The organism is Serratia sp. 201 (genome assembly GCF_037027545.1).
Classification (GTDB): Bacteria; Pseudomonadota; Gammaproteobacteria; order Enterobacterales; family Enterobacteriaceae; genus Serratia; species Serratia bockelmannii.
Genome location: NZ_JAXCHC010000002.1, coordinates 731,717 through 748,622 on the forward strand (window position 1 = coordinate 731,717; position 16,906 = coordinate 748,622).

A 16,906-nucleotide genomic window follows, 5' to 3' on the forward strand; every position below is an offset into this window, starting at 1 on the left:
ATGAACAGGCAACGGGTGAGAGCGTTGTTGCCTAACCGTCCCTTCGCTGGCATGACCCAGATCAGGTTCAAAGGGTTCGGCTTGCGCCATCTCAGCCCGTAACAGGACACCCCTCGGAGCTGCTTGTTATACGACATTTGTTTTTTGATTACAATCGCCGGGCGGTGCGGCGGCAATCGGTTCGTTTAGTGCGATCGAGGGTGATTTTGCTGGCGCAAGGCGCGCGGTTTTTGTCACTGTAGGCTCATGTTTTGCCTCTGAGGATGATGCCCGATGAAAAAGATTGGTTTTCTCTCGTTTGGCCACTGGTCGCCTTCCGCCCAGTCCGGCACCCGTTCCGCGGCGGATGCGCTGCTGCAGTCCATCGATCTGGCGGTCTCCGCCGAAGATCTGGGGGCGGACGGCGCCTATTTTCGCGTGCACCACTTCGCGCGCCAGCTGGGATCGCCGTTCCCGCTGTTGGCCGCCATCGGCGCCAAAACCCAACGCATCGAGATCGGCACCGGCGTGATCGACATGCGCTATGAAAATCCGCTGTACATGGTGGAGGACGCTGGCGCGGCGGATCTGATCGCCGGCGGGCGGCTGCAGCTCGGCATCAGCCGCGGCTCGCCGGAGCAGGTGATCGACGGCTGGCGCTATTTCGGCTATGCCCCGGCCGACGGCGAAACCGATGCGGACATGGCCCGCCGCCATACCGAAGTGTTCCTGGAAGCGCTGCGCGGCGAAGGGTTCGCCGAGCCCAATCCGCAGCCGATGTTCCCGAATCCGCCCGGGCTGCTGCGGCCGGAACCGTTTTCCGCCGGGCTGCGCGACCGCATCTGGTGGGGCGCCGGCTCCAATGCCACCGCCGTCTGGGCGGCGAAGCTCGGCATGCACCTGCAAAGCTCGACGCTCAAGAACGACGAGACCGGCGAACCCTTCCACATCCAGCAGGCCAAGCAGATCCGCGCCTACCGCGCCGCCTGGCAAGAGGCCGGCCACACGCATGAGCCGCGGGTTTCCGTGAGCCGTAGCATCTTCGCGCTGGTGGATCAGCGGGATCGCAACTACTTCGGCGGCAGCGGTAAGGAAGGCGACCAACTGGGGTATATCGATGCGCAAACCCGGGCGATCTTTGGCCGCAGTTACGCCGCAGAACCTGACGCGCTGATCGAACAGCTGGCGCAGGACGAGGCCATCGCCGAAGCGGATACCTTGCTGCTGACCGTGCCTAACCAACTGGGCGTGGATTACAACGCCCACGTTATCGAATCGATTTTAACCCATGTCGCGCCGGCGCTCGGCTGGCGCTAAACGGAGGAGCTGGATGTCACGCATTTTCATTACCGGCTCGGTGGACGGGCTGGGCCGCGCCGCCGCGCAAACGCTGTTGGACGAAGGACATCAGGTGATTCTGCATGCGCGTGAGCCCGGCCGTCTGGACGCGGTGCGCGATCTGCTGGATCGCGGTGCACAGGCGACGATCGGCGATCTGTCCGATGTGCAGCAGATCCGGCAGCTCGCCGAGCAGGTCAATCGCCTCGGCCGTCCGGACGCGGTGATCCACAATGCCGGTATGTTCACCGGGCCGCAGGTGATGCCGGTGAACGTCATAGCGCCCTACCTGCTGACGGCCCTGATCGAACGCCCCGATCGTATCGTCTACCTGAGCAGCAGCATGCACTTTGACGGCGTGGCGGAATTGAACGGCGTGGATTGGCTTGGCGGCGCCGCAGGCTCTTATTCGGACAGCAAACTGTTCGTCACCGTGCTGGCCGCCGCCGTGGCGCGCCTGTGGCCTGACGTGATCAGCAGCGCGGTCGATCCCGGTTGGGTGCCAACCAAAATGGGCGGCGCGGACGCGCCCGACGATCTGGCGCTGGGGCATGTGACGCAGGCGTGGCTGGTGAGCGGCGATGAACCGCAGGCCCTGGCGTCCGGCGGCTATTGGCACCATCAGCAGCGCCTCGAACCCCATGCAGCGGTACACGACGAGGCGTTTCAAACGGCGCTGCTGGCGCAATTGGCGCGCGCCGGCGGGGTGAGCTTGCCGCAGGTTTGAATGGCTATTCCCTCCAGGCCCGTCGAGGTTATCGGCGGGCTTTTTTATGCCCGCAGGGTGAACCCGCGGCGCTTTTCTTATACAGTGGTTGTCTGGCCTGTTTTGTTCTTTCTTGTAATTATCGCCATGCATACATTCCTGATTATCGTCCCTGAAGGGGGCATGCTGTTCGAAGCGGCGGGCATCGCCGATATCCTGATGCAGGCTAATCGCCTGAGTTCCGCCGAGACGCCGCTGTATCAGATCGCGGTCGCCACTACGCAATCTCACCGGGTGGTGCACGGCCTGTCCGGGCTGAGCCTGTTGGCTGACCATCGCCTGGCGGATCTCGATCCGGCCCAGCCGCGCGATACCGTCATTGTTGCCGGCAAGGGGGCAACCGAAGAAGAGGGCGCCCGGGTGGCGGATTGGCTGCGACGCGCGGCGCCGCAGACGCGCCGTATCGCCTCGGTTTGCGGCGGGGCTCTGCTGCTGGCCGAAGCCGGATTGCTGGACGGGCGGCGGGCGACTACCCACTGGCGGCTGGCGGAAACGCTGCAGGCGCGCTTCCCGCGGGTGCAGGTTGAAAACGGCCCGATCTACGTGCAGGACGGGCCGATTTGGACCTCCGGCGGCGTCAGTTCCGGCTTCGATCTGACGCTGGCGCTGGTGGAGGATGATTACGGCTTCGTGCAGGCGCGCGAAGTGGCGCAGGATCTGGTGATGTTTCTGCGCCGCCCCGGCGGGCAGGCGCAGTTCAGCCGCTACCCGCTCAACCAGGCCAAATCGCCGGGCCCGATCCGCGACCTGCAGTCCTGGATCCTGGAAAACCTCGCCGACGATCTCAGCGTCGAACGGTTGGCCGAACGCGTGGCGATGAGCCCGCGCAACTTTACCCGCGTATTCACCCGCGAGACGGGCATTTCTCCCGCCAAATTCGTCGAAGAAGGGCGGTTGCATACCGCCAGGCAGCGCCTGGAGCAGAGTGCGCAAGGCATCGAGCAGATCGCCCTGGCCACCGGCTTTGGCAACGGCCTTAACCTGCGGCGGGTGTTTGAGCGCAAACTGCAGCTGACCCCGAGCGAATACCGCGAACGCTTTCATGCGCGCAATTTGGCGTAAATTGATCGGTAAACGTCATTTACGCCGCCTCGGGGCAGGGCTAGAGTTGAGGCAAAGCCCAAAACGAGGAGTGCATCATGGTGAGAGTAGGCATTAATGGATTTGGCAGGATCGGACGCAACGTGCTGCGCGCGGCGCTGGGGCGCAGCGATTTTGAAGTGGTGGCGATCAACGATCTGACGGACAGCAAAACGCTGGCGCACCTGCTGAAATACGACACGCTTTCCGGCACGCTGGCGGCCAGGGTGGAAGCCGGCGACAACCAGCTGCTGCTGGACGGCCGGCCGATTCAGGTGTTTTCGCAGCGCGATCCCGCCGAGATCCCCTGGAGCAGCGTGGGCGTTGACGTGGTGATCGAAGCGACGGGCTTCTTTACCGACAAGGCCAAGGCGGAAGTGCACATCACGCACGGCGGCGCCAAGCGGGTGATTATCTCGGCGCCGGCCAAGAACGACGACATCACCATCGTCATGGGGGTTAACGACCAGCTTTACGATCCGGCGCTGCATAAAGTGGTCAGCAACGGCAGCTGCACCACTAACGGGCTGGCGCCCGCCGCGCAGGTGCTGCATCAGGCGTTCGGCATCGAATACGGGCTGATGAACACTACTCACGCCTATACCAATAGCCAGGCGCTGCACGATCAGCCGGAAAAAGATCTGCGCGGCGCGCGGGCGGCGGCGGAATCGATCGTGCCTTATTCCAGCGGCGCGGCCAAGGCGCTCGGCAAAGTGATCCCGGATCTCGACGGCAGGTTGACCGGTTACTCGCTGCGGGTGCCGGTGCCGGTCGTCTCGATCGTCGATCTGACGGTGACGCTGAAACGCCCGGCGACGGTGGAAGAGATTAACGCCGCTTTCCGCGCGGCGGCGGCATCCGGCCCGCTGAAAGGGATCCTGGGCTACAGCGATGAACCGCTGGTGTCGAGCGACTACCGGGGTGATGCGCGTTCGTCGATCATCGACGGGCTGTCCACGCTGGTGATCGGCGGCAATCTGGTGAAAGTGCTCGCCTGGTATGACAACGAATGGGGCTTCTCCAATCGGTTGGTCGATCTGGCGCTGCTGATGGAAAAACGCGGGCTGTAAACGCCCCATAGCAAAAAGCCCGCTTAAGTTTCCTTAAGCGGGCTTCTCTAAATATGGCTCCTCTGACTGGACTCGAACCAGTGACATACGGATTAACAGTCCGCCGTTCTACCGACTGAACTACAGAGGAATCGTGTGAACGGGGCGCATGATATCCAGCGGCCCCGGGTGTGTCAACGCTAAATTGCCCCAGGCGGTGCGACTGCTCGGTATCTGAGCAATAAGCCCGTCAATCAGCCCATTGCGCGTCGTTTTCCACCTGGCCGCGCAACAGGCGCGCCAGCGGATCCTGGCGGTAGAAGCGGCAAAAGTGCTGATACAGCGCCGGGAAGCGTTCGGCCAGCAGCTCGGGAGCGCTGAAGAAATACTCCGACAGCACGGCGAAGCACTCGGCCGCATCGGTGGCGGCATAGGCATCCATGCTGGCGGCCTCTTCACCGACCATGTCGATCTCGTCCTGCAGGCTTTCCATCGCGGCGTGCAGATCGTGCTCCCAGGCGGCCACCTCGCGCAGTGGGATCGGCGGTACGCCGGTGGCGACGCCGCCGTTGCGCATATCCAGCTTGTGCACCGCTTCGTGGATCACCAGATTGAAACCAGAGAGATCGAAAGAGTCCTGCACGTCTTGCCAGTTGAGCACGATCGGCCCCTGTTCCCAGCTTTGGCCAGACTGCACCACTGGCCCCGAGTGCACCAGGCCGATCTCGTCCTGCCATTCGTCTTCCACCACGAACGGGGTGGGGTAGAGCAGAATTTCGTTGAAGCCGTCGAGGCACTCCGCGCCGAGTTCCAGCACCGGCAAGGCGAACAGCAGGGCGATGCGCGCCTGCATTTGCGAGGTGAGCTGCAGCCCCTGCAGCGGCACGATGCGCTTTTGCTGCAAGATCTGCCCGGCAACGGCCACCAGCCGCTGCTGCTCCTGCTCATTCAGCGGCGAGAGCAGCGGGATCGCCAGCGCGTCCTGCCACTGGGCCTGAGTGTCTGCCTGGGGTTGAGAGGGTTGAGTCGCTTTCCACGGCCATTTAATCATCAGGTTGCTCGTAAAGTCGTCACTTGAACGTTCAGCGGTGTGCTAATGCTGTAAAAATGCCGTAAAAGCGGGCATGATAGCAAGCGTTGTTAGGAGAGATGCCGGAGCGGCTGAACGGACCAGTCTCGAAAACTGGAGTAGGGGCAACTCTACCGGGGGTTCAAATCCCCCTCTCTCCGCCACTTTACCCCTCGTTGTTCCCTATCGAATCAAAATCCTTTTCTTTCGCTAATGCTTGTAAACCGTTCGATCTGAAACCGGTTTGCGTTGGCCGAGATCCTTTTCCGCATTATAACCCGTGCAATATCAACGAATAGCATTTTGCGATTATGTTCTTCATTTTGTGAGCCATGTTGCGCTTAAACCCGGTGCGGCGCTTGTGGTAAGCCCAGTGCCAGGCGCAGGCCAATCATGCTGAAGGTGTGAAACCGCCACGGTGATAATGCCTGCCGGCAGGGGCGTGCATGGCCTGACTCCGCTATCCCTTGAAGAGTTTGCCAGACTGACAACATGCCCAACATCTCCAGGGTAGCGTGTATTTACACGCGATTTTTCGTGCACTAATATGTGTGCACATGCACATAAAAACGGTCTCCTCTCCGCCGCGATGGGAATAGAAGGGACTGAACGCCCGGAAACTGGAGGATTTGCCATGAGTTTGCTCGATTGCGCACTGGATTTTCGTCACTTCATTGAGGAGTTGCGTCGCAGAAACGATTTGGTCGACGTGCATCAGCAAGTTTCCGCCGACCTGGAGATAGCGGCTGTCTGCCGCCGGGTCTATGAGCAACGGCTTTCGGCTCCGCTATTTCATCATGTGGCGGGCGCGATGCCGGGGGCTCGCATTCTTGGCGCGCCGGCCGGCATGCTCGCTTCTGCGGAACATGCCTATTCTCGCCTCGCCCTCCATTTTGGGCTGTCGCCAGAGAGCTCCCCGCGAGATATCGTGGCGGCGATTCGCCGGGCGGTGAAGGCGGAACCGCTTGCCCCCGATTATTGTTCGACCGGCCCGGTGAAAGAGAATATTTGGCGAGGTGACGAGGTTGATCTGGCACGCTTCCCTGTGCCTCTGCTGCATGAACGGGATGGCGGGCGCTATTTTGGCACCTACGGGTTCCATGTCGTGCAATCCCCGGACGGGAAGTGGCACAGCTGGGGCATCGGCAGGCTCATGATGCTCGATCGCAATCGTCTCACCGGCCCGGCAATTCCCACCCAGCACATCGGCATGATCCGTGAAATGTGGCGTCGGGAAGGGAAACCTACGCCGTGGGCGATGGTGCTCGGGGCGCCGCCTGCCGCGGTGGCGGTCGCGGGGATGCCGTTGCCGGCCGGCGTCAGTGAGCCTGACTATGTCGGCGCGTTGCTCGGTAAAAGTGTCACGCTCACCCAAGCGGAAACCAACGATCTCTGGGTGCCGGCCAATGCGGAAATTGTGCTGGAAGGTGAAATCAGCCTGACGGAGACGGCGCTGGAAGGGCCGATGGGGGAGTATCACGGCTATCAACACCAGCAGGGCCATGAACAGCCGGTGTTCCATGTGCGTGCGGTGACGTTTCGCGATGACCCCATTTTGCCGATTTGCGTCGCCGGCACGCCGCCGGAAGAAAATCATACGATCTGGGGCACCATGATATCGGCCCAACTGCTGGAAACCCTGCAGAGCGCGGCATTGCCCGTCGACTTTGTCTGGTGTTCCTATGAGGCGGCAACCTGTTGGGCGGTGGTGTCCGTCGATATTGAAAAACTGGCCGACATGAGGACCAACGCGGCGGATTTTGCCGGTAAGGTGGCGGAAGTAGTCTTCGGTTCGCATGCGGGCTACCTGATCCCCAAACTGATTCTGGTCGGCAATGACATTGATATTGTCGATATCAATCAGGTGGTTTGGGCGTTGGCTACGCGCTCACATCCGGCGCGCGATCATTTTATTTTCCCGGACGTACGCGAGTTCCCGATGGTGCCGTACCTGTCGGAAGAAGACAAGGCGCGCGGCAGCGGCGGCAAAGCCATCATCAACTGCCTGTTCCCCGAGCAGTTCAGCGGCGTAACACGTGCGGGTACCGCCTCTTTCAGGCACTCGTATCCGGAACAGGTCAGGGTAAAAGTCGAGGCTAATTGGAAACAGTATGGGTTCTGAAAAAAAAGACAGGCATAGCGGCCGACAGGGAATGGGATTGCCCGACGGTGCGCTTTACAGGATGACGGAGGTGGTGCGTCACCGCGAAAAACGGCTGTCTGCGTTACTCGCATTGCAAGGGCTCAGCCTCCATGAGTGGCGCGCGTTGCGTATTCTCTACAGTTTTCCGGGCGACGTGGCCATGAGCGAGGTGATAGCGCATTCGCAGACCGATCGCACCGCGCTAGGCCGTACGATCACCCAACTGGTTAATCGGGGGTGGGTCGCGCGCTTCCCCGATCCGGAAGATAAGCGCGCGGTATATCTGCGCGTCATGCCGGCGTCTCGCCCCATTTTTGACCAGGCGAGGCAATGGGTGGCGGATTATGACGCCCAGCTGATGGCCTGCCTGGATGACGCGGGGCTCAGTGCCCTGGATGACGCGTTGCAACGCATGATGTTGTTTATCGATACCCCTTAGCTATTCCGGTCCCAGTTGCGGAGAAAATGCTCGGTGGCGGGGGCGCCGTTTTATCCCGCTTGACCGCATTCTGCTGCACGATGCGGTGTTGTACTGTTGACCGCAGGTAAGGTAATTTGCTGATGGCAATGATGACTGACGCGGGGGCAACGGACATGAACGAAAGAATCGACTACCACATCGAGAAATACCATTTCGCGTCGCTGGATGAAGCCCCGCGGCTCGCGCACCAGTGGAGCGAGGTGTTGAACGAGTGCCGCGAGACGCAGGCCGGGGCGGAAGAGCGTCTGCGCATTGCGCTGCTCAATGTGGACTACGTGACCAGTTTCGAATTGCCATTTCGCTTATTGCTGGTGCGGGCACCGCAGCTGATTGCCGGCCTGCGTGATGAGTTGTCGATCAGTCAAAAAAATGTGGTGTTCAACGGCAAGCGCTTTGGCTGTGTCTACAGCCTGAAAAGCGATTTGAGCGGCGTGCCGGAGGCTTTCCAATACGGCCTGTCGACCCGTATTCACCGAACATCTGCGTCGGGCGTGGATGCGCTGCCTTACCGGGAAATTGCCAAAGCGCTCAAGGCGCCGCGTGAGCGGCTTAAGCTGGCGCTGGAGCAAGGGTTGCCGGTGACGGCGCTGGATGGCTTGTTTTGGTTCGGCATCCAGCGCATTGCTGCCGAGGTGCGCAGGCTAAGAAAAACTGGCATGGCGATCGTGACGGCGGAAACGGAGATCTTCGACACCCTGACCGGCACGACGCGCAAGGTCCCAGTGTACCGCCTGGCCGAGAGTTAAACGCCGTTTCCGCACCGAGGAGGTTCAAACCAAGAACCTCCCTATTAATGCTACCGCTTACCGATAGGCTTCATTACGCGCGATCGTGTATTTGCCGCTGCCCAGCAGCAGAATGGCGAGCCCGCCCATAAAGAACACCAGTTCGTTTTCAATGCCCCAGGCGCCGACGTCAGTGACGCTGAACACCTTGCCGGTGCCCACCATCAAAAATGCCACCACCAGCGTAAAGGCGTAAACCAGCGCGGCGGGGCGGGTGAACAGCCCCAAAATGATCAGTATCGGCGCCAGGATCTCCCCTACATACACGCCGTAGGCGATGAAGGCGGGCAGCCCCTGTTCCTGCAACGCACCGGCAATCCAGCCGACGCCGTGCTGAATTTTCGCCACGCCGTGAAACAGCATCAGCCCGCCGAAGGTCAGTCTGAGTGCCAGCTTGCCGGCGTCCGGACGATCAAAAAGGCGCGTGAACAATGCATTCAATGACTTAACCATGGCCCTTCCTCCTGAATAGGAATGATTTTCAATCAATATATCAATAAGGTGAATGCGAAAGATGTTCTGGATCAGTAAAACGGCGGACTTTACGCCGAATCACCGGGTGAGATTTAGCGGGTGCTTCACACGGCAACGCAGGCTGTCCCCGCGACCCAAATCGCGGTAAAATGCAGCAGTTCACCTTATCGCACGTCATCAGGCCGTCGTACTCGCTATGAAAATGCGCAAACCCCGTCGTCCGCCCGGGCGGTGGATTTATTACATCCTGCATGAAGACATGCTGTGGCCCTGCCCGGTCAAATGGGAGTGGGAGAGCGGCTATAACGCCTGGCTGCCGTTTTATTATTCCCCTACGCTGGAATTCGTCGCCGGCAACCCCGCTCGCGCCACCAAGGTCAGCAGCGGCCGGCGCTAAGCGCGCTGCCCGCCTTGCCGCCCGGCATCCGCTCACCTAAGATAATTGCATCACCCACAGGTTTCCGGGAGCGCCCATGTCTACTCTGTTTCGCACGTTTCTTTGCGGCGCGGTGGCGTTGCTGCTGCTTGCGGGTTGTCAGCAGACGGCGCATCGACCGGCGCCGCCGCTGCAGGCGCAATTGGATCACATCGCTCTGATGCTGGCCGGCGGGCATTTCCTGCGCGTGGACTGCGGGCGCAGCGACGTGCCGGACGACGTGAAATTGCAACGCACCGCGATGCGTGCGGCGCAGCATCGCGGCTGGGATACGCATGCGGTAGGGTATCGACAGTTGCCGACGCTCACCCAGGCGCGTTACCTGACTCTGCAGCAGGACAATCAGCTGCTGACGGACAAATGCGCCACGCTCAGCCGCAGTACCGCGCGTTTTATCGCGGCGGCGCAGGCCGATCAGGAAGACTACATGGAGTAGCGTTGGGTAAGCCTGTCGTGCGCTCGTTACGGGCGCCTAAAAATTCTTTGCAGGATAACGATTTATCGATCATCATTTGAAATGATGTTTCACTTTTATCCATCGAGCCCACCTTGAATCTGTATGCCGCACTGCGTCAGCGCGTGGAAAATACGCCCTGGTACGCCAAACGGAAAAGCTACCGCGTGCTGTTCTGGCGCGAGATCACGCCGCTGGCGGTGCCGATCTTTCTGGAGAATGCCTGCGTTTTGCTGATGGGGGTGCTGAGCACCTTTCTGGTGAGCTGGCTCGGCAAAGAGGCGATGGCCGGGGTGGGGCTGGCGGACAGCTTCAACATGGTGATCATTGCCTTTTTTGCCGCGGTGGATCTCGGCACCACCGTGGTGGTGGCCTTCAGCCTCGGCAAGCGCGATCGCCGGCGTGCGCGGGCGGCGGCGCGTCAGTCGCTGGTCTTGATGACCGGCGTGGCGGTGCTGTTGGCGGCGGGCATTCACCTGGCGGGCGAATCGATCATCGATGTGATCGCCGGCGCGGCGTCGCCGGAGGTGAAAGCGCTGGCGCTCTCTTACCTGCAGACCACGGTGTGGAGCTACCCGGCGGCGGCGATTGCGCTGATCGGCAGCGGCGCGTTGCGCGGCGCGGGTAATACCAAGATCCCGCTGCTGATCAATGGTGGCATGAATATCCTCAATATCATCATCAGCAGCATCCTGATTTACGGCATGCTCGGCTGGCACGGGCTGGGCTTTGTCGGCGCCGGGCTGGGGCTGACGATTTCCCGCTATATCGGCGCCATCGCCATCCTCTATGTGCTGGCGATCGGCTTTAATCCGGCGCTGCACATTACGCTGAAAAGTTATTTCACGCCGCTCAAGATGAGCATCCTGTGGGAAGTGTTGGGGATCGGCATTCCCGCCAGCGTCGAATCGGTGCTGTTCAACGGCGGCAAGCTGTTGACGCAGATGTTCGTCGCCGGCATGGGCACCAACGTTATCGCCGGCAACTTCATCGCCTTCTCCATCGCTTCGTTGATTAACTTGCCGGGCAACGCATTGGGATCGGCCTCGACCATCATCGTCGGTCGGCGGCTCGGCAAGGGCGAGATCGGTCAGGCGGAGCGGCAACTGCGCCATATTTTCTGGCTATCGACCCTTGGGCTGACCGCCATCGCCTGGGGCACGGCACCGCTGGCCGGGGTATTCGCCGCGTTTTATACCTCGCAGGATGATGTGAAAACGGTGGTGAAAACCCTGATTTGGCTCAACGCCGCCTTTATGCCGATCTGGGCCGCTTCATGGGTGTTGCCTGCCGGGCTGAAAGGCGCGCGCGACGCCCGCTTTGCCATGTGGGTGACGATGCTCGGCATGTGGGGCTGCCGCGTGGTGGCTGGCTATGTGCTGGGTATCGAACTGGGCATGGGCGTGGTGGGCGTCTGGTTGGGGATGTTCTTCGATTGGGCGGTGCGCGGCGCCTTGTTCTACTGGCGCATGATCAGCGGGCGCTGGCTGTGGAAATATCCGCGGGCCAAACGCCGGGAGGCCGAGTAACGTCGGCCGCGGGGCACCGGCGAGATGGCCTCAGTATAAAAGCGTCATCGCGCTGAAGAACAACAGCGTCAACGCGATAATGATGACGTTTTGCGTGGCTTTGCGCACCAGTCTGCTGGCGCTCAGTCGGCTGTCGATGACGTAGAGCAGCGGCACCATCAGCAGCACGTAGGCGAACATCAGCATGGCGGTAAAGGGTTGCAGGTTCATTTATGCTTCTCCTGTACGTCATCATGGCCGACTAGGTGCACCAGCACCGCCTCCGTCTGATGGGCCAAGCCAATAAAGGGCGGGGCGACAGGGGGATCCGCTGCGAACGGCAGGCCGGCGCGCCGCGTGTTCACCGCCGCTTGCAGAATTTTCTTTCTATGCTTCCGAGTATGGTCGACCATGCGCCTCCGAATAAGGCCGCCCGCAGGCGGCTGATCGTAGTATTACCATTAAGCTGGAGTAGGATTGCAGGCCGCTGCCGGGGCCATGTATTCATAATATTGCGAATGATAACCATTATCAATAATGAAAGTGAAAAAATTAAGGGTATTGCGAGAGGGGTGTCAGCGGGGAGGGAAAAGAAAAAGCACGCCTTGCGGCGTGCTTTGCGAGGTACTAACGGCGGTGGTTACTTCTGATCGGGCAGGGCGTAAGCGATCACATAGTCGCCCAGCTTGGTGCCGAAGGAACCGTGGCCACCGGCGTAGATCAGCACGTACTGCTTGCCATTGACCTCATAGGTCATCGGCGTCGCCTGGCCGCCGGCCGGCAAGCGTGCTTCCCACAGTTTTTCACCGTTGGTCACGCTGAAAGCGCGCAGGTAGTTGTCAGCGGTGGCGCCGATGAAGAACACGTTACCGGCGGTGGTTACCGGGCCGCCCAGCATCGGCATGCCCATTTTGAACGGCAGTGGCAGCGGTGAGCTGTCGCGCACGGTGCCGATGCGTTTTTTCCACACGATGTCGTTGGTTTTCAGATCCACGGCGGAAATGTAACCCCAGGCCGGCTGTTTGCACGGCAGGCCGAACGGTGACAGGAACGGGTTGAGGGTAACGCCGAACGGCACGCCATATTGCGGCTGTACGCCGGACTCGGTGCCGCTGCCGCCTTTGTCGCCTTCCGGCGGCTCAATCGGGTTGCCTGGGCCGCGCGGGATCAGTTTGGAGACGAACGGCAGCGCGATCGGGTTGGCGATGGCGATTTCGCGATCGGTATCGACGGCCAGGCCGCCCCATTCGAACATGCCCAGGTTACCCGGGAACACCAGCGTGCCCTGCTCGGAAGGCGGGGTGAAGGTGCCTTCATAACGCAGGCTGTGGAACATCACGCGGCAGACCAGTTGGTCATAGATGGTCGCGCCCCACATGTCCGCACCGGTCAGCTTCTTCTCAGGACGGAAGGTCAGCTCGGAGAACGGCTGGGTCGGTGACAGGCGGTCGCCTTTGGCTGGGCCCTGCGGTACCGGTTTCTCCGGCGCCGGCACCACCAGCTCGCCGTTGGTGCGGTTCAGCACGAAGATGTTGCCGGTTTTGGTCGGCACATAGATGACCGGCACTTTTTTACCGCTCTTGTCGGTAATGTCCGCCAGGGTCGGCTGCGCCGGCACGTCCATATCCCACAGGTCGTGGTGGACCGTCTGATAGAACCAGGCCAGTTTGCCGGTGGAGGCGTTCAGCGCCAGCAGGCCGCTGGCGTAGCGCTCCATTTCCGGGGTGCGGTTGCCGCCCCAGATGTCCGGCGTGGCGACGCCCATCGGCAGATAGACGATATCCAGCTTGGCGTCATAGGCGGCCGGCGCCCAAGAGTTCGGCGAGTTCGGCACGAAATGGTGCTCGTCCGCCGGGATGGCGTTCGGATCTTTCGCGCCCGGATCGAAGGCCCACAGCAGCTTGCCGCTGTTGATGTCGAAGCCGCGGATCACGCCGGAAGGCTCACGGTTGGAGTAGTTGTCGGTCACGGCACCGGCAACGACGATCACGTTATCGGTGATCACCGGCGGCGAGGTCGGCTCGTAGTGGCCCGGCGTCGCATACGGCATGTTGCTCTGCAGGTTCAGCTCGCCGTTGTTGGCGAAGTCCGGGCACGGTTTGCCGGTTTCGGCGTCCAGCGCGAACAGGCGGCCGTCGTTGACCGGCAGAATGATGCGGCGTGCGCACATCGCCGGTGCGGCATCGCCGGCGGCGCCCGCGGCTGCAGCGGTTTCGTGGTAAGACACGCCGCGGCAGGTGATGTGCTGGAAGGTCGGGTTGTACTTCAGCTGCGGATCAAATTTCCACTTTTCTTTACCGGTGGCGGCATCCAGCGCGAACAGCTTCTGGTGCGGCGTACACATGTAAAGGGTATCGCGGATCTTGATCGGCGTGACTTCGTTGGTGATCTCACCCGGATCGTTGGCGGTCTTCAGATCGCCGGTCTGGAAACGCCAGGCTTCTTGCAGCTGGCCAACGTTTTTGTCGTTGATCTGGCTCAGCGGCGAGTAACGGGTGCCTTCCTGGGTGCGGCCATAGGCCGGCCAGTCGGCGCCAGTGGCGTCTTTCGGCTGGACTTGCGCGGCGTCAAGGGTGCCGTTGATCTCTTGCGGATCGTTGAATACGGCATAGGCCAGTGCGATGACGGTGATCGCCAGCGCCGCGCTCAGCGCACCGTAGGCGAATTTGCCGTTGGCGACCAGCTTACGGTAGATAAACGGCAGCACCAGCCACAGGCCGAAGAAGAAGGTGACGTCCAGGCGCGGCGTCAGCGCCCAGAAGTCCGGGCCGACTTCCCACAGGGCCCAAATAGTGGTGCCCAGCAGGAACACCGCGTACAGCAGCAGCGCGGTGGCGCGGCGGCGGAACAGCAGCCAGGAGGTCGCCAGCAGCACCAGCCCGGCGATGATGTAATACAGCGAACCGCCCAACTTGGCCAGCCAGATGCCGCCGCCGAGCAGATAAAGCCCGCTCAGCGCGGCAAACAGCGCCGTTATGACGATAAGCGGCGATAGTGACGCTTTATTTTGCATAGCAATACCCTTACCAAAAATGAAAGTCCCCGATTTAGAGATTAAGCCAAATCGGAAAAAACACGCGGTTTCTCCCTATTATTTCAGCGGGAAGCCGCTAGGGTGACGTAAAACCCATCCCGTCTTTTAACCTTAAGGTGCTTTGCCTTATTCAAAGCGGTAAGACAAGGTGGCGCCGCCACCCCAGTTGCGACCCGGCGCCGGCTCGAAATAGCGGCCATTGCCTTCGTTGACGATCACCGAACCGACGTAACGGCGGTCGAAAATATTGTCCACCCGGCTGAACACGTCCAGCGCCCAGCGGTTCCAGGTAAAGCGATAACCGGCGTTTACGCCGGCCACGGTGTAAGAGGGGGCCTGCGCGCTGTTGGCGTCGTTGGCCTGAATGTCGCTCATGTAGCGCAGTTCCGCGCCGGCGTGCCAGCCTTCCGGCGGTGCAAAGGCCAGCGAGGCGTAGCCCATGTTGCGGGCGATGCCTGGCAGGTGATTGCCGGCGGGGGTACAGCCGGATTTACCGCACATTTCGCTGCGGTAGGTGGCGTCCAGCAGCGTCCAGGCCATATGCAGGCGCCAGTCCAGCGCGAACTCTTGATCCAGCGCCAGCTCCAGGCCGCGCCGCCGGGTTTTGCCGGCGTTGGCGTAGCTGGTGCGTCCGCCGCTGCTTTCCGCCACCACCAGCTCGTTGTCGGTATCGGTCTGGAACAGCGCAGCGCTCACCAGGCCGTTGCCGAGGCGCAGCTTGCTGCCCAGTTCGACGGTATCGCTGGTGGACGGCTGCAGGCCGATATTGAGGCCCGTCTGGCCGTCGGGGCGGTAGGAGAGTTCGTTGATGGTCGGGGTTTCAAAGCCGCGGCCGGCGGAGAGATAGACGTTCCACGCCGGATTGATCTTGTAGTTGAGCGAGCCCATCGGCAGCCACTGGTGGTAGCGTTTGCTGCCGCTGTCGTCGCCGTTGCGCGGCGTGATGTAATAGTCGGTCGAGTCGAAGCTGACGGTGCTGTAGCGCAGGCCGGCGTCCAGCGTCCAGCGCGGCGTCAGTTGCCAGGAGGTTTGCAGGTAAGGATCCAGGTTCCAGATACGGTTCTTCTCGTTGCGCCGCTGGTCGCCTTTCTCGCCGTAGTCCACAGTGCCGTCTCGCAGAATAAAGTTTTCGAACCCCTGGCGGCGTTCGGTCATGGTTTCATAATCCAGACCGCCGATCAGTGTTACCGGTAACGATGCGAGAGTATCCTCATGCTTCCAGCGAGTGTCAATGCCCTGATATTTTCTTTCCAGCACGATCACCCCGCCGGCGTGGGTGGGATTGAGCTGCGGCCCCATCGGGATGGACTGGTACTGCGTGGTGTGGCGCTCGCCGTGGTAGGCAGTCAGCGTCAGTTCGTCGCGCTCGCTCATCTGGCGCTGATAGCGCAGGCCGGCCTGGGTCTGATCGAGCGACTTGCGGGTGTTAAATTGATCCGCGCGCGGCGCCTGGCGCGGGTTTTCCTTCCACTCTGCCTCGGTCAGGCCGCCCGGATCGCCGGCATCGATTGAGACGCTGTTGAACATCAGCGTCAGGGTGCTGACGTCGTCCAGCCGCACACCGAGCTTGCCGTTGCCGAGGTTTTTCCGCGCGGCGCTGTGATCGCGGTAGCCCTGAGTGGTGAAGCGTGTGCCCGAGATGGCGTAGTTGACGTCGCCGGCCTGGGTACCGTCGCCGGTGGCGCCGGTCGCTTTCACCCCATAGCGCCAGGTATTGTCGCTGCCGAAATAGCCGCCGGCCTCCAGCGTTGGCGGCTGGGTGCCGGTCTGGGTGTCAACGTTGATCACCCCGCCCGAAGCGTTGCCGTACAGCGCGGAATAGGGGCCGCGCAGCACCTCGATGCGTTCGACGGAATTGATGTCGATATTGGAGGTTTGTCCCTGGCCGTCGGGCATGGTGGCGGGAATGCCGTCGACGTACATGCGCACGCCGCGCACGCCGAACATCGAACGGCTGCCGAACCCGCGTATCGACAGCTGCAGATCCTGCGCATAGTTTTGCCGGTTTTGAAGCTGCAGGCCCGGCACGCTGCCGAGGTTTTCCGACAGGTTAATCTGCGGGGCGGCGTTGCGCAGGTCCTGGCCGTCGATCACGCTGACGGACACCGGCGATCCCAGCTCGGTCAATCCGGTGGGTTGCGCCATCACCACCAGGGTGTCGCTTTTCTCTTCATTATTTTCTGCCGCCAGCGCCTGGCTGGCAAACATGGGATGTAGCAATAGCATTGCAGCCGGGGTCAGCACGGCGCTTTTCTTATTGGTCATGGGATAAATCTGCCACTGGTATTGAAAGGGAATCGCAGGTCGATT

General features: G+C 61.3%; 15 protein-coding genes, 2 tRNA genes and 1 riboswitch. Of the genes, 11 read left to right on the forward strand and 6 right to left on the reverse strand.

Annotation, left to right across the window (positions count from 1 at the left end):
* Positions 1–21 precede the first annotated feature (21 nt).
* A riboswitch (TPP riboswitch) is annotated at positions 22–124 on the reverse strand.
* A gap of 149 nt (positions 125–273) precedes the next feature.
* The 4 genes from WA302_RS11760 to gap all read left to right on the forward strand — a co-directional run bounded on the left by WA302_RS11760 (position 274) and on the right by gap (position 4,233).
* Positions 274–1,296 carry an LLM class flavin-dependent oxidoreductase gene (locus WA302_RS11760; protein ID WP_261456477.1) on the forward strand — a complete coding sequence of 341 codons (1,023 nt, stop codon included), beginning with the start codon at positions 274–276 and terminating at the stop codon, positions 1,294–1,296.
* Between the two features lie 13 nt (positions 1,297–1,309).
* Positions 1,310–2,044 (forward strand): SDR family NAD(P)-dependent oxidoreductase, encoded by a 735-nt coding sequence (locus WA302_RS11765; protein ID WP_261456476.1) that lies wholly within the window; start codon positions 1,310–1,312, stop codon positions 2,042–2,044.
* Positions 2,045–2,170: 126 nt separating this feature from the next.
* Positions 2,171–3,145, forward strand: coding sequence for a GlxA family transcriptional regulator (locus WA302_RS11770; protein WP_261456475.1), 975 nt, complete (start codon positions 2,171–2,173; stop codon positions 3,143–3,145).
* Positions 3,146–3,222: 77 nt separating this feature from the next.
* Positions 3,223–4,233, forward strand: coding sequence for a type I glyceraldehyde-3-phosphate dehydrogenase (gene gap, locus WA302_RS11775; protein ID WP_025303396.1), 1,011 nt, complete (start codon positions 3,223–3,225; stop codon positions 4,231–4,233).
* A gap of 54 nt (positions 4,234–4,287) precedes the next feature.
* Here the strand turns inward: gap and WA302_RS11780 are convergent.
* Positions 4,288–4,363: transfer RNA gene (locus WA302_RS11780), tRNA-Asn, on the reverse strand.
* Between the two features lie 99 nt (positions 4,364–4,462).
* Entirely contained in the window at positions 4,463–5,263 is an 801-nt protein-coding gene (gene mtfA / locus WA302_RS11785) for a DgsA anti-repressor MtfA (RefSeq protein ID WP_025303395.1), read from the reverse strand.
* Between the two features lie 92 nt (positions 5,264–5,355).
* Here mtfA and WA302_RS11790 point away from each other — a divergent pair.
* From WA302_RS11790 to WA302_RS11805, 4 genes are all read left to right on the forward strand, one after another.
* A tRNA-Ser gene (locus WA302_RS11790) sits at positions 5,356–5,445 on the forward strand.
* Between the two features lie 470 nt (positions 5,446–5,915).
* Positions 5,916–7,403, forward strand: a complete 1,488-nt coding sequence (locus WA302_RS11795) for a UbiD family decarboxylase (RefSeq protein WP_315903101.1) — start codon at positions 5,916–5,918, stop codon at positions 7,401–7,403.
* Complete coding sequence (locus tag WA302_RS11800; RefSeq protein ID WP_025303393.1) at positions 7,393–7,863, forward strand: MarR family winged helix-turn-helix transcriptional regulator; 471 nt, start codon at positions 7,393–7,395, stop codon at positions 7,861–7,863. The genes WA302_RS11795 and WA302_RS11800 overlap by 11 nt, the downstream gene beginning before the upstream one ends.
* A 155-nt stretch (positions 7,864–8,018) precedes the next feature.
* Positions 8,019–8,651, forward strand: a complete 633-nt coding sequence (locus tag WA302_RS11805; protein ID WP_261456522.1) for a helix-turn-helix domain-containing protein — start codon at positions 8,019–8,021, stop codon at positions 8,649–8,651.
* Between the two features lie 57 nt (positions 8,652–8,708).
* Here WA302_RS11805 and WA302_RS11810 read toward each other — a convergent pair whose 3' ends face one another.
* Complete coding sequence (locus WA302_RS11810) at positions 8,709–9,143, reverse strand: DoxX family protein (RefSeq protein ID WP_049203985.1); 435 nt, start codon at positions 9,141–9,143, stop codon at positions 8,709–8,711.
* A 217-nt stretch (positions 9,144–9,360) separates the two neighbouring features.
* Between WA302_RS11810 and WA302_RS11815 the strand changes: the two genes are divergently transcribed.
* From WA302_RS11815 to WA302_RS11825, 3 genes are all read left to right on the forward strand, one after another.
* Complete coding sequence (locus WA302_RS11815) at positions 9,361–9,561, forward strand: hypothetical protein (protein ID WP_016927170.1); 201 nt, start codon at positions 9,361–9,363, stop codon at positions 9,559–9,561.
* 76 nt (positions 9,562–9,637) lie between these two features.
* Positions 9,638–10,036: a type II secretion system pilot lipoprotein GspS gene (gspS, locus tag WA302_RS11820; RefSeq protein ID WP_025303389.1), complete on the forward strand. Its 399-nt coding sequence runs from the start codon at positions 9,638–9,640 to the stop codon at positions 10,034–10,036.
* A 113-nt stretch (positions 10,037–10,149) separates the two neighbouring features.
* The gene (locus tag WA302_RS11825) at positions 10,150–11,583 is read left to right on the forward strand and encodes an EmmdR/YeeO family multidrug/toxin efflux MATE transporter (RefSeq protein WP_025303388.1); all 1,434 of its coding nucleotides are present in this window, start codon (positions 10,150–10,152) and stop codon (positions 11,581–11,583) included.
* 30 nt (positions 11,584–11,613) lie between these two features.
* Here the strand turns inward: WA302_RS11825 and WA302_RS11830 are convergent, their stop codons facing one another.
* The 3 genes from WA302_RS11830 to pqqU form a co-directional block, all read right to left on the reverse strand.
* Positions 11,614–11,793, reverse strand: a complete 180-nt coding sequence (locus WA302_RS11830; protein ID WP_019453466.1) for a hypothetical protein — start codon at positions 11,791–11,793, stop codon at positions 11,614–11,616.
* A gap of 409 nt (positions 11,794–12,202) precedes the next feature.
* Entirely contained in the window at positions 12,203–14,575 is a 2,373-nt protein-coding gene (locus WA302_RS11835; RefSeq protein ID WP_025303386.1) for a glucose/quinate/shikimate family membrane-bound PQQ-dependent dehydrogenase, read from the reverse strand.
* Between the two features lie 147 nt (positions 14,576–14,722).
* Positions 14,723–16,861, reverse strand: coding sequence for a TonB-dependent receptor PqqU (pqqU, locus tag WA302_RS11840; protein ID WP_025303385.1), 2,139 nt, complete (start codon positions 16,859–16,861; stop codon positions 14,723–14,725).
* Between the last annotated feature and the right edge of the window lie 45 nt (positions 16,862–16,906).